Here is a 13,835-nt window from a genome sequence, read left to right as displayed (position 1 = left end):
ACTATCTACCCCTATTTCTTAGTCCAAAATGCTTAGCTCCAGGTCTTTTTAACTCTTCTAAATCTTTACTCTCTAATAATTTAAAATTATTTTCTAGAGTATCTAATTTCCCTTCATATATTTTTGATCCTGAAGTATTAATTATATCCATGGCATTTGGTCCCATATTACATGTTACAATGACATCTACATTTTCATTGGATATCTGGGTTGCAGCTGCCACCCCGGCTCCATGGGGACTATTTACTCCTTTATTTTCAATAGCGGTTACTTCTCTTGAGTCACTATCAAACAATACAAAATATCTACACCTCCCAAACCTATTGTCTAATGTACTATCTAAACTAGCTCCGGTACTGCTAAAACATATCTTCATATGTTACACCTCCTTAGTATATTTATGGCATATGCTATTTTCATTATAATCCTACTTTTAGTTTTTGTCAAATGCCAAAAACTAAAAGTAGGATTATATAATTTTTTGTATAAAACCAATAAAAAAAGAACTAATCTTTTTTTAAGATTAGTTCTTTTTTTTATTGGTCAATATTTTAAGTACTTCTTCATTGCTTAAGCCCTCTTCTATATTATATATACCATATATAAAAGACTTTTCGGCATTTTCTTTTATCATTATATCCCTAAATTGTTCTTTGTCATCTATAATTTCTTTATTATATAAATTATTTATTATATCCTGACTTTTCTCTCCCTCTTCTATTATAAACTTAATCATTTTATTTTCTTTATTGTCTTCTTCATCTTTTACAATATTATCTTTAACTTTATTATCTTTCTTTTTGCTACTATCTGTATCTTTGTTTTTTATTTTATCTAACTTTATTTCAGTAGCCCTTTTTAAGATTTCCTCATCTGTGTATTCTTTATATTTATATTTTACTTTAGGACTTAATAAAGCTACTGAACCTCCTATTATTAAACCAATTCCTATGCCTAATAAAATATAAACATACTTTTTAGAGTCTTTTATCATTTTGTCTATACTCCCTTCTTTAATTATGCACTATTTAATATATAGTTTACCATTTTTTATTACTATGTTCAAAGAACAAAGGCGCCTTTGTCCCTTCTTTGTTCTGCCCAGGACCCAAGGTGCAAAAACTATATTTCTTTTTAAAAAAACTTCAGGATAAATCCTGAAGTTTTTAAAAGAATCCCATTATAAAGTTTGAAAATACCACTATAAAGTGGGCTGATATTCCAGCAACTAATCCTCCCACGATATGACTTCTTATGGCCTTAGATATTAATTTTCTATGTCCCAATGAATCTAGCATTGCAACATGGGTACTTAAAAATCCACTCCAACACATTCCCATGGCAGTAAATACCGCAATCTCATTCCCACCTATAATTCCTGTTTCTAAAAACTTTTCTACTAAACTCAATGCAGCTCCAACTGCTCCTAATGCAGTAATTGGAAAAGCTATGGCTTCAGGATTTTCAAATCCAAATAATGGTTGTAGTATAGGTGATAATAGCTCTCCTATTTTAGGTAAAAGAGCCACACCTTCATATGCTTCCCCTGAAAAACCTCCTGTTGGCGGCGCAAATGTAAGTATCATTATCACAGTACAAATTATTAATACTCCCGGTATTATACTTAGTCCTATGTCGACTCCTAGTTTTCCACCTTCTAAAAAAGCAGATAAAAATCTTTCAAAGAAACTACCTTCATTTGTTTCAATTAAGTTGTCCGCCAATTCATCCCTCGATAAATCGGTTTTTTCCTTTACTACTTCGACTCCAAGACTTTTTTTAGTACTACGAGCCATCAATCTTACACTAACTATACAACCAATAAAGGCACCTACATTACCTATTAAAGCTTCTTTTAAATAACCTTGAGCCATCATAAATGTTGTCACAACAAGCCCCATACCAAAAGCAGTTCCTAAGTTACAAAGACAGGGAACCTCATGCCTTTTAAAGTAACTAATATAATCATCATCTCTAGCCAGTGATATAATAGCTGGGTTATCGGATAAGTAAGTAGTTATAATTCCCAAAAAAGCTACCCCTGGCATATTAAATATGGGTTTCATAAGTGGAGCAAACACCTTATTTAATAAATTAACCAGTCCAAATTCCATAGCTAATTTTCCAAAGGCTCCTGCCAGAACAGCAACTGCCATTATTAGAAACACAGTATCTAATAAAAGTTTGTAGGAGGTTTGCATAATAGTAGAAAACATATTTGCCACTCCCATTTGTGAACCTACATAGCCAAAGAAAAGAACTAAAATAGTAATAAAAGCTATAGTGTCCAAGTGTGGAATCGTTTTCCTTTTTCTCTTAACTCCAACGGATTTTTGCATAAAATTCACCTCTTCTTCTTATTGATTTCAATCATAAAATTTGCTATCACCATTATACTAGAAAAATATCACTATTAGCAATAGAAAATTTTTAGAAATATTTAATTTTTATTAATATAATAACTAAAGCGCCTATAATAGGCGCTCTTTTTTTAGTAATACTTAATTTTTTTTACTTAGATGCATTTGATATAGTTACCACCATACTTATCTCTCCACCGGAATTTTCTGCTTCAGTAAACATAGCTTCTAAACTACTAAATATTTCTGCTTTATTACCTTTAATCTCTGTATTCATGGAATTTACACTATATTGTACATTATTCCCTTGCAAAGTATTTATAGAATTACTTATAACATTTGTAGCTTTAGAAGTCTTTAACGGATAAACTGCCACTTCTGCTGTTAACAATTGAATCCTCTCCTTTCACTTTAAAATTTCATAAAATGATATATTTTTTTCATACAATAAATATTTTGTTTCAATAGTAAAAAAATATCCATTGTAAATATAGGATTTCATTTATTAATTATAATATTTGTTATCATAGCAAAAACTATTAAAGAATATTATAAAAATAATACTACAATTATTTGTACTACTAGAAAGGAGAATTTCATGGATATAAAAAATAAAAATAAACATTTAACAAATGATGAATTACTAGTAGATTATATTAAAGATCAACTGGAAGAAAAAATGCAAGCTTCAGCAATGGATATAAATGTTACATGTAGGGATGGAGTAGCTCAATTATCGGGTTTTGTGGATGTCCTAGCAGAAAAGAAATATGCTGAAAAAATTGCTAAAGATATGGATGGTATAAAAAAAATTGAAAATTCTATTACTATTGGTGTAGATAGTAATATAACAGATAAACATATGGAAAAAGAAGTTAGAGAAAGACTATTTACCTCTGAATTTAAAGGTAATGTAAATGCAGTAGGGGTAAAAGTAAATAATGGTGTAGCTAACTTAGTTGGTCATGTTGATAAATTAAAGGACTCCCATATAGCTATGGACTTAGCCTCCCGATGTCGTGGCATAAAAGATGTGGTAAATAACATAAAGGTAGATACTGCTAATGTCTTTGATGACGTAACTATAAACAATAATATCCACGGAAAAATTGAGAACAAAGACATAGGCTGCGATGTTAAAAACGGTGTAGCCACCCTGATTGGATATGTAGACAACAAAGCCGAAGCAGAGTTTGCCAAGGAAATAGCAATGGATGTTGAAGGTGTAACTAAAGTAAAAAATATGATCAAAATAAGAAAAAAATAAACCTATTCTTTTGAATAGGTTTATTTTCTTGAATAGTATTCTATTATTAAATTCTCATTAACTTCCACTGGTATTTCTTCTCTTTTAGGCATTTTTACTAATTCTGCCTTATAATTATCTATATCCTTAGAAATATAGGAAAGACTAAATTTACTACCTTCAGTAAAGTTTTCATTAAACATATCTACTTTCCTTGATTTTTCCCTAAGGCTAACTTTATCTCCTACTTTTATTTCATATGAAGGTCTGTCTACCTTTTTTTCGTTTACATATATATGACCATGGTTTACCATTTGTCTCGCCTGCCTTATTGATGAGGCAAAGCCCATTCTATATGTCATATTATCAAGTCTACACTCTAATTTTTCAACTAAAGTCTCACCTGCTATCTGTGAAGATTTCTTAGCTTTATCCACATATTTTCTCATTTGCTTTTCTAAGACTCCATAATATGCTTTTAACTTTTGTTTCTCCAAAAGCTGTAATCCATAATCAGATAGTTTCCTGTCTCTCCTTGACATCCCCGGTTTAGCTCTTTTCATAGCTTTAGGATGTCCATATATATTTACACCTAACCTTCTAGATAGTTTAAATCTAGGTTCCATTATTTTTGCCATTTTCATTCCTCCGCATTTAGAATATATATTTTGCCGCGGTATTATATTCTAAGAATATGCCAGTTATTATTATAGCATATTGATATGCGTTTGTAAATGATATGCGTTATCATTTGTTCATTATTCTTCAAAGACTTCATTCATTAATTTTTCTATATCTTCCTTCCTTTTTTTAGTCTCTTTTTTATCGATAACTATGTCTTTTTCTCCTATACTTATTACATCTCCCTCCCTTATTCCATTGGGTAACTTTTCTATAGGTATGTTCTTCATAATATTACTATCTAACTCAACTACAGCATATTTTCCTTCAAACCTATCCACAATACCCTTCATAAGCTTTCCTCCTATTCTACACAGATTTTATGGGGTCTAAATCCTTGTTCCTTAGCTTCCTGCTCTGACTTTAATAATATTTGATTCTCTTTATTAGGAAGACTTCCACAACTTGGTGAATGATATACTTTTGAATTTTTATTACCTATATATTTTTTAGTTTCTTTCGTATTTCCTTTAATATTAATACTATCTGCTTTTTTAGTTTCTTTATTAGTTTCTGGTGCTTTATTAAATTCCAAATTATTCCCATCTGAAGTAACTACTATTGTCCCCATTTTATCCGTTCTATATAGCTTTATATTTCTGTTATTAAGTCTATTTAATACTTCTTTATGGGGATGACCATAACTATTATCCTTTTCCGAGGAGATAATAGCATATTTAGGATCTACCTTCTTTAGAAATTCTTTATTCGTCGAAGTTTTTCCCCCATGATGACCTACCTTTAATACATCTGATTTTAAGTCATATCCTAATTTTAACATTTCATTTTCAGATTCCTTTTCAGCATCTCCTGTAAATATAAAGCTATTATTTTTATAAGTTAGTTTGTTTACAATAGAATATTCATTTGTTTCATCATATTCCTTTGAATTAGGGGCTAATATACTATAAACTAAATTTTCTCTCTTTAATATATCTATTCCCCCTTTTCCAGTTGTAACCTTTAATCCTTTCTTTTTTATTTCAGTTAATAATGATTTATATATTTTTGTATTTGCAGATTTCTTGGGTAAATATATCTTTCCTATTTCAAAGTTTTTAACAATATTCGGTAATCCCCCTATATGATCCTCATGGGGATGGGTTCCAATAAGATAATCTATTTTTCTTATATTAAGATTTTTTATATAATCTATAATAAGATCCCCATCCCCCCTATTTCCCCCATCTATTAGAGAATTTTCACCATTGGGCAATTGTACAAGTATACTATCAGCTTGTCCAACATCGATGAAGTGTACCGCTAATTTTCCATCAATACTATCTAAATCAAAGTTTTCCTTAGGTAAACTTTCACCTACCACATCCTGTTCACTTATAACACCATCACATCCAGCCACTAAAAATAAACTTAAAATGAATATAAACACTAAACTTAATCCTGCTTTTTTTCTTATGTACATATTTTTTCTCCTCCTGTCTTTTCCATCTCCCAGTATAAGGGAACATAGGTTTGTATTTATATTCTAGATCATTTTAACATTAATATCAAGAAAAAGACGACTTATGAGTCGTCTTTACTATGCTTCTATTACTTTTTCCCTTCTTTCATCTCCAATATACCTTCTAACCATATAAACAAATAAATATACCAATGGAGTATCACCTATCGCAATTATAATCTTTAATATATATTGATCCCTTATCATCGTTAAAAGGGGCATACCTAATCCATAAAATGCCACTAATATAAATATAACTGTATCTATAATTTGGGATATCAATGTGGACATATTATTCCTTATCCATAGATATTTTCCCTTTGTTTTTCCTTTCCAGAAATGAAATGCCCAAATATCATGATGTTGACTCGCTAAATATGCAAGCATACTGGCTATAACCATCCTTATATTACTACCTAGTATCAAGCTATATTCACTTTGATTTTTCCAAAATGGAGAAGCAGGCATAGCTATGGCAACTTTAATCAATATAGCTGCAACTATACTTGCTAAAAAACCTAGTCTTACAATATATGTGGTTTTTTCTTTTCCCCATACCTCCGCCATAGTATCTGAAATAGCGAATGTAAAGGCATAACACAACACTGCCGCTGGTCCCATTAAACCACCTATTATCATTATTTTACTTGCTATAATATTACTCACTACTAAAAGTGTAACAAATAAACAACTTAACAATAAAAATACTTTGTTTTCCCTAGTGAAACCTTTCTCCATATAAATTCCTCCTCTATAATTTAAATTTTGCTTCCATAATAACAACAACCTATAGCTCCATTAAGTTGAGGTTTGTTAAGTAGTATAACTTCATCATAATCATCTTGTAAATACCTTTTTATTGCTCTATTTCTTGCAACTCCTCCAGATAGTACTATCTTTTTATTCTTAAACTTAGTTAAAAGAGGTCGTAACCTTTTATATAATGAATAGTTAACTCCTGAACATAATCTTTCTATAACGATTCCCTCTGCAATTTTGCCTATTAATTCCGATTCAGAAAAAACAGCACATGTTGAGTTTAATTCTATAGGATCCCCATAGTAGTTAAACATTTCATCTAAATCTATTTCTAAAACATTTGCCATATTCTCTAAGTATCTTCCACATGATGCAGCACACTTGTCATTTAACTCTAAGTCTGTAATTATACCCTTCTCTACTTTTACAACTTTAACATCTTGCCCACCCACATCCAATAATGTAAAGTCTTCTAAATCTGTTTGATAAAAAGCACCATATACATGGGCCTTAAGCTCATTTATTACTCTAAACTTTCTTAAATCAGTATTATTTCTACCATAGCCTGTAGATATAAATTTATCTATATTCTTTATGTTTAATTTATTTAAATCCACAACTATTTTTCCATCGAAATTACAATAATCTCTATAAAAGGCCATAGTACTAACCTTTTTACTATATACTAATTTGTTATTTTCCATTATAGCTATTTTAACTTCTCTACTGCCTAAATCAATTCCTAATATTCTCATTTTGACATTTCCTTTCTATCTATAAGCATATCTAAAAAAGCTTCGATTCTAAGTTTAGTTCTTGCATCTAATGTATTTAATTTATCCCCTTCTATATTTAAAATTGGCATATCTATTTTATTTTTTATAACTATATCATCTATAGCCCTATGACAAAAAGCCTGGGTGTAATGTATTAGTCCGTCTAACTTTCTTTCATCTATCTGCTTTTTTATATCTTCAAGTCTAAAATGTATATCATAGGGATAAGTATAGTCATAGTATTGTTCATAAATATTCTTGCACTGATCATATCTTGGAAATGCGAATTCCCTCTGTACTTCATTATAGATTATATGTGCATTAAATCCCTCCACATATTCATATAAATCCCCTGTCATTGGAGGTACCCCTATATATCCTAATCTTAATTTTATATCTTTAGTACCTCTACCTTTAAATTCTTTTATCTTATCTTTTAATTCCGCTTCAAATTTATCCACATTACCATTAAAGTCACTTAGACTTATTTGATATAGATGATTTTCAAAACCCCTCACCTTATTATCAATATAAGTCAACCGATCTATCTCCCTTGCCAGTTTCCTAACCTTATTAAGCCTTAATCTTGTTTTCTCTACCTCTTCTAAATCCACATCAAATCTATTCATAAAATTATCTATAGAGTATTTTACATCTTGAAGCTTATGGATATTTGGATATAAAAAGGGATGCACCTTTATTCCCTTTAATTTAAGCACCTCTATTAGCCCTTCTGTATTAGAACAGTCTCCTTCTTTAACTCCCACAACTTCTTTTATATCATTATATATACATGCTCCATATATTCCTTTTATCCATGCACACAAACTTTTTGGGAATCCTTCTCTTTCAGCTATATCTATGTACTTTTCATATTTATCCGATGTAATGAACACATTATTTAAATCAATGGTTTCATATCCTGCTGCTATAAGAATTTCTATTGGAACGGTGGTTGTGATTCCTATTTTATTTGTATTCATAATTTTCATTCCTTTCAAGTTAGTTTGAAGATTATAATCCCCAGTGACCACCAAAAACTAATACAATATATTTATAGTCTATTTTTTGCAATAAAAAAAGGGCATAAGAGCCCAGTATTATTAGCCACCTTAATGTAATAAAGGTAGCTGGCCCTAGTTTTATTTTTAGACAGGATGGTTTCGAACTGTCTTATTTAATTGTACTTAGGTAGTATATCATAAAGACTTTTCAATAACAATAATTATTTAATATTCCTTAGTTTGTTCTTATAATACCATATTCCAACACTATAGCCATAGTCATATAATATAAAAATAATTTCAATTCCTAATATTAAAATACCAATAGGTAATCTGTTTATAATATCTATCATAAGAAGTTCCTTTGCTAGGACATATATTAAATATGTTGCTATATTAAAGGATAAAAGTTTTAATATCCATTCTATAATTAAAATATTTAGTTTCTCAATAAAATATTTTAGTATCCCATAATATCCGAAAAACAATACATATGGTATAAGCATCAACTTATTGGGAATAACTATAAAACCTAATATAGAAATAGCTATATATGTTAAAATAGCATCTTTTATACTAAACTCTATCACCATAGCCGCTAAGAATACCGAACTTAAACCAAAGAAAAATATTCTATTGGTGGGTAAAAAAGATGCTAAATATAAAGATATAACTGTAAGTAAAGTTATAATACCGCCAAATGCTATTTTCCTAGCTAAACTTCCCCTTCCTCTATAATCCACTATTAGCTCCTCCCGCTAACAACATTCGATTAGATCCCCGCCCATACATTCACAGCAGCAATCTGAACAAATTAAGCACTCACACATTTGACATGCCGACGGGCCTCTTCTATATCCTCCCTGATTTCCAAAACTTCTATATGTATTATTTCTATGGGTCATATTATTAAGAGCAGTTCTATACTCAGTATTTGCCGGATCTATTTGCACAGCCCTTTTTATATATTGATAAGCTTGGTCATGCCATCCCCTTCTTAAAAATATAACACCCTTTAAGAAATGCCACTCCCCATTCCTATTACTAATAGCTTCAAGTAGCTGGTCTGCTTTCATAATATTTCCTCTATCTATTAATATTCTTACTTCAGCAAGATTATTCCCACTACTGCTATGACTGTTATTAGTTCTAGTACTCCTTTGGTTATTATAGTTACTTTTCCCTTTACCTTTAATTAAAATATGATATGCTTCATTTATTTCTTTTAACTTTTCCTCAGCTAGATCCGAAAGGGGATTATTGGAATACTGGTCGGGATGATATTTTTTTACTAATTGTTTATATGCTCTCTTTATCTCCTCTTCACTGGCTCCTTCTCTAACGCCTAATACTTTGTATGGATTTTCCATGTCCACGTTCCTCCTTATAAATAATCTGTTCCATTTTATGTCTTGTACCCATATATATAATATTTTCTAGAAGACTTCTATTATATTTTATATCTAATAATTCAAAACTCTTAGCAATATTATCTAAGGTTAAAGTAAGTGAAAATCCAATGTTATCTTTTATCCTATTTTTAAAATTTTCAATACTTTCTTCTTCCTTATACTTATATTGTAATATTACTGGATTATAGTTAGATTTTTCCAAATCCCTCTCTATATCATTATATGCATCAATTATATATATCCATCTACCAAGGTTATATCCTAACCACTTTAATATTCTTTTTTTCTTATTATCTTCAATGAATGGTGGATTCCAAAGCTCTTCCATCAGTTTCCCAAAGGCATCTGCACTTTTATCTATAATATCGCACTTATTATTTTCAAGCTCTGAAAGATGATCTAACTGTTTTTTTATATGACAATATTTATTTTTATATGCCTTCTTGGCTTTTCTAATAGATGTTAAAAAAGGAATTATTCCAACCAATGCTTTTATAGATTTTTCATCTTTCCAGTCATCTAATAACTTAAAATATACTAACATTATACTAATATTAGAGGTATACTCAAGATACATATTAGAGTCTATTATTGGCTTTTTCTTTAAAGGATTAGCAATACATCCCTGTACCTTTACAATATCCTTCTTTTCATCCAATGAAGATAATAATAAACCTAAGAAAGTTAAGTCATAGTTTAGTCCCATTCTATTTAATTGATTAAATTCTTTTCCTATGCTTTTACAAAGCCCACAATAATATCCTTTGAATACATCATACTCTCTAACTTTTAGTTCACTCTTATATGGTTTTACATATCCAAACAACTACTTCACTCATTTCTCAAAAAATTTAAGACTTTATATATATTTTAATTTAACTAAAGAAAAATATCAACAATTCTTCTTTCGTCTTTACCCATTCTTCTTTGATATGTAGGGCTTCAATATATTGAAGCCCTTAAGCCTTCTTCTAGAAGGTCTATTGTACAAGAATATATTTTTTTATACCCTAATATAAGAATTCCCATCAAGGGGAACTACCACTTGTAGTGGTGGCTCTTCTCCAACCAACCCCACAGCATATATTGTGTAGAATCTATCTCCCTTTAAGGTTATATTAGGAACATATAATACCCTCTTATTAGTTCCCGTAGGATATACTTCAAATGTATATGTTCCTGGATTAACCGGTACATAATCAGTCACTTCTTTATATTTTACATCCTTAAAAATATTTTGACCATTTGGAAGCCTTACATCAACTGCTGGTGCATTGGGAGATAAATGTCCAAATCTAACATATACTTTTCCACTTGGTATAGGTTTTGGTTCATCTAAAATAGGATATAAAGCCAAATCTTTAAGTCTATTGATAGCTGCAACTGTATATATTCCTCTAGCTGGAATACGTATATCTCTATCTAAAACTGGATTATTTTTTTTGCCGGCAGGATATACTTTAACATTATATAATCCTGATTCCAATGGTAAATATTCAGTAAAATCTTTAAATTTTAGATTGGATGCTGTTAATCTATTATTTATATATATATCCACCGGCGGTGCATCTGGAGATGCATGAAATAACCTTACATAGGACTTTGTTTCCATTGATGCATAATCTTCATAGGGATAGTAATCACAATAACTATACATTATTTAACCCTCCATAACATTATTAAATATATTTTTTGCTACTATAATATATTCAACAATGTTATAGGGAGTTACACTTCTCTGGCCCCTTTGTTTGCCAACTGGTCCGCCAATTCATTTAATTCTATTCCAGCATGACCTTTTACTTTTAAAAAGGTTATATCATTAATTTTTCCTACTACGTATAATAATTCTTCCCATAAGTCTTTATTCTCAACAGGTTTCTTTTTAGAATTTTTCCAGCCATTTTTTTGCCATTTTAAATACCATTTTTGATTCATACAATTACATAGATATGCTGAATCTGTATATACTTCAACGGGAATATTGACTTTTTTCAATGTCTTAAGGGCTTCTATACATGCCTTTAGTTCCATTCTATTATTAGTAGTGTTTTCTTCCCCTCCATGGATTTCTTTTTTATGCTCTTTATATATTAATACAGCACCATATCCTCCTTTGTTTTTTTCATTTTGATTACCGCTACAAGCTCCATCTGTATATATAATTATCTTTTCCATATATTAATCTCTCCTATATGTATTTTATTCTAATAGTAAAATCTTCTTGCCTATTATAGCATATCATACTTTATTTTTTATTATAACAACTTAATTTTTTATAAAAAATTAAGTTCCATAAGTGACAACAAATAAACCAAGGGTATGTTAACATACCCTTGGTTTATTTGTTCATTTTAGTTCCTGTATAAGTAAACTCTTTCTGATTCATCTTAATATAATTTTCTTCGTCAATGCCTATAACGTTATCACATTTATAACACTTTATTTTATTATTCTTTGATTTGCTATAATCTTTTTTTATTCTTGAACGGTAACATCTTAGTACCTTACCTTGCCCTATCTTAAGATATTTAAATACTTTTTTACCGCACCTTGCACATTTTATAGTAAGCACCAAAAACCACCTTTTTATAAATCATAGTATAATTCAAATTCCTTAGGATTTGGAAATGTATTAACTTTATTAGCTTCTTTTCTAATTCTCATAATCTGATCTTTAATTAATGCTTCAGTGAATACTCCTCCGGATAATAAAAATTCATAATCCTTTTCTAAAGCATCTGCTGCCTCTTCCAATGACTTCGGTAAGCTTTTAATTTCTTTTCTTTTATCTTCCGGTAATTCGAAAATGTTTACATCATATGGCCCAAATTTCTCTTCAGTTGGATCTATTTTATTAATGATACCATCTATCCCTGCCATTAGTAGCGCTGAATAGGCTAGATAAGGATTTGCTGTAGCATCTGAAGGTCTAAATTCAAATCTTTTCTCTTCAGGTTTTCTAGCATAATCTGGTATCCTTATAACTGCACTTCTATTTGCAGTTGCAAAGCATATACTAACCGGTGCTTCATATCCAGGTACAAGTCTTTTATATGAATTAGTACTAGGATTAGTAAATGCCAATAATGCAGCTGAATGTTTTAATATGCCTCCTATATAATATAATGCAATATCACTTAATTGGGAATAACCATTTTCATCATAAAAAATTGGCTCATTGTCTTTAAATAACTGCATATGTACATGCATACCATTTCCTGCTTCTCCATATATTGGCTTAGGCATAAAGGTAACTGTTCTACCCTCTTGTACTGCCAAATTTTTAACAATATACTTCAATTTTAAAGTATTATCCGCCATATCTAATAACTTACCCCGTTCAACTTCAATCTCAATTTGTCCTGCTCCCCCTACTTCATGATGATGATACTTTACCTCTATCCCCATTTTCTCTAGTTGTAGAGTTATTTTATTTCTAAAGTCATTGGTTAGATCATTTGGTATGTCCACATGATATCCTTTTTGAAACGGTACCTTATAGCCTAAGTTTTGTTCCTCTTTCCTTCCCATATTCCAATGGGCCTGGGCTGTGTCTATAAACACTTCCTGATGATGGCCTTTATTTACGTATGAAATATGGTCAAATACATTGAATTCAAACTCCGGTCCAATTATATTTTCATCTGCTATTTTTGTTTCCCTTAAATATTGTTGGGCTTTCTCGGCAATATATCTTGGATCCCCTTCAAACCTCTTTGTTTCATCTCCTAATTGATATATATCTGCAATCATAGTTAAAGTTTTTATTTCACAAAATGGATCTACAAATGCTGTATTTATATCGGGTTTAAATATCATATCTGACTTTTCTACAGTTAAGAATCCATAGCTTGATCCATCAAATCCGATTCCCTTTTCCATAAGATCTTCATCAAATCTCTCTACTGGAATAGAAAGATGATGCCATCTACCAGTTAAGTCTACTACTTTAAAGTCTATAATCTTTATATCTTCCTTATCACAAAATTCTTTTACTTCTTTAACATTATTAAACATTAGATGCCCCCCTTTTAACTTTAAGTATTGCACCCTTATAATATTGCAAATATTTTCAGTTGTCAACATATTTTTATATTATTTTATATATTTATAAATTTCATAATATTATATA

Annotated in this window: 18 protein-coding genes; 1 reads left to right on the top strand and 17 read right to left on the bottom strand. The window is 30.0% G+C overall.

Going from position 1 to position 13,835, the window contains the following annotated elements; translation table 11 throughout:
- Position 1: 1 nt before the first annotated feature.
- The 4 genes from V6137_RS05695 to V6137_RS05680 form a co-directional block, all read right to left on the bottom strand.
- Positions 2 to 376 carry a NifB/NifX family molybdenum-iron cluster-binding protein gene (locus V6137_RS05695; RefSeq protein WP_425446927.1) on the bottom strand — a complete coding sequence of 125 codons (375 nt, stop codon included), beginning with the start codon at positions 374 to 376 and terminating at the stop codon, positions 2 to 4.
- Positions 377 to 523: 147 nt separating this feature from the next.
- Positions 524 to 994 (bottom strand): hypothetical protein, encoded by a 471-nt coding sequence (locus V6137_RS05690; RefSeq protein WP_425446926.1) that lies wholly within the window; start codon positions 992 to 994, stop codon positions 524 to 526.
- 172 nt (positions 995 to 1,166) lie between these two features.
- Complete coding sequence (locus V6137_RS05685) at positions 1,167 to 2,339, bottom strand: CD0519/CD1768 family membrane protein (RefSeq protein ID WP_425446925.1); 1,173 nt, start codon at positions 2,337 to 2,339, stop codon at positions 1,167 to 1,169.
- 172 nt (positions 2,340 to 2,511) lie between these two features.
- The gene (locus V6137_RS05680) at positions 2,512 to 2,751 is read right to left on the bottom strand and encodes a YkoF family thiamine/hydroxymethylpyrimidine-binding protein (RefSeq protein WP_425446924.1); all 240 of its coding nucleotides are present in this window, start codon (positions 2,749 to 2,751) and stop codon (positions 2,512 to 2,514) included.
- Positions 2,752 to 2,958: 207 nt separating this feature from the next.
- Here V6137_RS05680 and V6137_RS05675 point away from each other — a divergent pair, with 207 nt between their 5' ends.
- Complete coding sequence (locus V6137_RS05675; protein WP_425446923.1) at positions 2,959 to 3,627, top strand: BON domain-containing protein; 669 nt, start codon at positions 2,959 to 2,961, stop codon at positions 3,625 to 3,627.
- A gap of 20 nt (positions 3,628 to 3,647) precedes the next feature.
- Here the strand turns inward: V6137_RS05675 and rpsD are convergent, their stop codons facing one another.
- From rpsD to glnA, 13 genes are all read right to left on the bottom strand, one after another.
- Positions 3,648 to 4,244 carry a 30S ribosomal protein S4 gene (rpsD, locus tag V6137_RS05670; protein WP_425446922.1) on the bottom strand — a complete coding sequence of 199 codons (597 nt, stop codon included), beginning with the start codon at positions 4,242 to 4,244 and terminating at the stop codon, positions 3,648 to 3,650.
- Between the two features lie 120 nt (positions 4,245 to 4,364).
- Positions 4,365 to 4,580, bottom strand: coding sequence for a DUF3006 domain-containing protein (locus V6137_RS05665; protein ID WP_425446921.1), 216 nt, complete (start codon positions 4,578 to 4,580; stop codon positions 4,365 to 4,367).
- An 11-nt stretch (positions 4,581 to 4,591) separates the two neighbouring features.
- Positions 4,592 to 5,710: an MBL fold metallo-hydrolase gene (locus tag V6137_RS05660; protein WP_425446920.1), complete on the bottom strand. Its 1,119-nt coding sequence runs from the start codon at positions 5,708 to 5,710 to the stop codon at positions 4,592 to 4,594.
- A 117-nt stretch (positions 5,711 to 5,827) separates the two neighbouring features.
- Positions 5,828 to 6,487: a queuosine precursor transporter gene (locus V6137_RS05655; protein WP_425446919.1), complete on the bottom strand. Its 660-nt coding sequence runs from the start codon at positions 6,485 to 6,487 to the stop codon at positions 5,828 to 5,830.
- A gap of 20 nt (positions 6,488 to 6,507) precedes the next feature.
- Positions 6,508 to 7,263, bottom strand: coding sequence for an acyl-CoA dehydratase activase (locus V6137_RS05650; RefSeq protein ID WP_425446918.1), 756 nt, complete (start codon positions 7,261 to 7,263; stop codon positions 6,508 to 6,510).
- Positions 7,260 to 8,267, bottom strand: coding sequence for a 2-hydroxyacyl-CoA dehydratase family protein (locus V6137_RS05645; RefSeq protein ID WP_425446917.1), 1,008 nt, complete (start codon positions 8,265 to 8,267; stop codon positions 7,260 to 7,262). The genes V6137_RS05650 and V6137_RS05645 overlap by 4 nt, the downstream gene beginning before the upstream one ends.
- Positions 8,268 to 8,509: 242 nt before the next feature.
- A complete protein-coding gene (locus V6137_RS05640; protein WP_425446916.1) occupies positions 8,510 to 9,031 on the bottom strand; it encodes a hypothetical protein in 522 nt (173 codons plus the stop codon).
- A 15-nt stretch (positions 9,032 to 9,046) separates the two neighbouring features.
- Positions 9,047 to 9,658 carry a J domain-containing protein gene (locus tag V6137_RS05635; RefSeq protein WP_425446915.1) on the bottom strand — a complete coding sequence of 204 codons (612 nt, stop codon included), beginning with the start codon at positions 9,656 to 9,658 and terminating at the stop codon, positions 9,047 to 9,049.
- Positions 9,627 to 10,526 carry a DUF5685 family protein gene (locus V6137_RS05630; protein ID WP_425446914.1) on the bottom strand — a complete coding sequence of 300 codons (900 nt, stop codon included), beginning with the start codon at positions 10,524 to 10,526 and terminating at the stop codon, positions 9,627 to 9,629. Before V6137_RS05630 ends, V6137_RS05635 begins: the two co-directional genes overlap by 32 nt.
- Positions 10,527 to 10,703: 177 nt before the next feature.
- Positions 10,704 to 11,357: a DUF4397 domain-containing protein gene (locus V6137_RS05625; RefSeq protein WP_425446913.1), complete on the bottom strand. Its 654-nt coding sequence runs from the start codon at positions 11,355 to 11,357 to the stop codon at positions 10,704 to 10,706.
- A 71-nt stretch (positions 11,358 to 11,428) separates the two neighbouring features.
- Positions 11,429 to 11,878: a ribonuclease HI gene (gene rnhA, locus V6137_RS05620; RefSeq protein WP_425446912.1), complete on the bottom strand. Its 450-nt coding sequence runs from the start codon at positions 11,876 to 11,878 to the stop codon at positions 11,429 to 11,431.
- Positions 11,879 to 12,041: 163 nt separating this feature from the next.
- On the bottom strand, positions 12,042 to 12,275 hold the full coding sequence (locus tag V6137_RS05615; protein ID WP_425446911.1) for a hypothetical protein: 234 nt from the start codon (positions 12,273 to 12,275) through the stop codon (positions 12,042 to 12,044).
- A 14-nt stretch (positions 12,276 to 12,289) separates the two neighbouring features.
- Complete coding sequence (gene glnA / locus V6137_RS05610) at positions 12,290 to 13,720, bottom strand: type I glutamate--ammonia ligase (RefSeq protein ID WP_425446910.1); 1,431 nt, start codon at positions 13,718 to 13,720, stop codon at positions 12,290 to 12,292.
- Between the last annotated feature and the right edge of the window lie 115 nt (positions 13,721 to 13,835).

Source organism: Dethiothermospora halolimnae (assembly GCF_037577855.1).
GTDB lineage: Bacteria > Bacillota > Clostridia > Tissierellales > VENL01 > Dethiothermospora > Dethiothermospora halolimnae.
The sequence above is the reverse complement of the archived record's forward strand: the minus strand, read 5'-3'. Positions and strand labels throughout refer to the sequence as shown.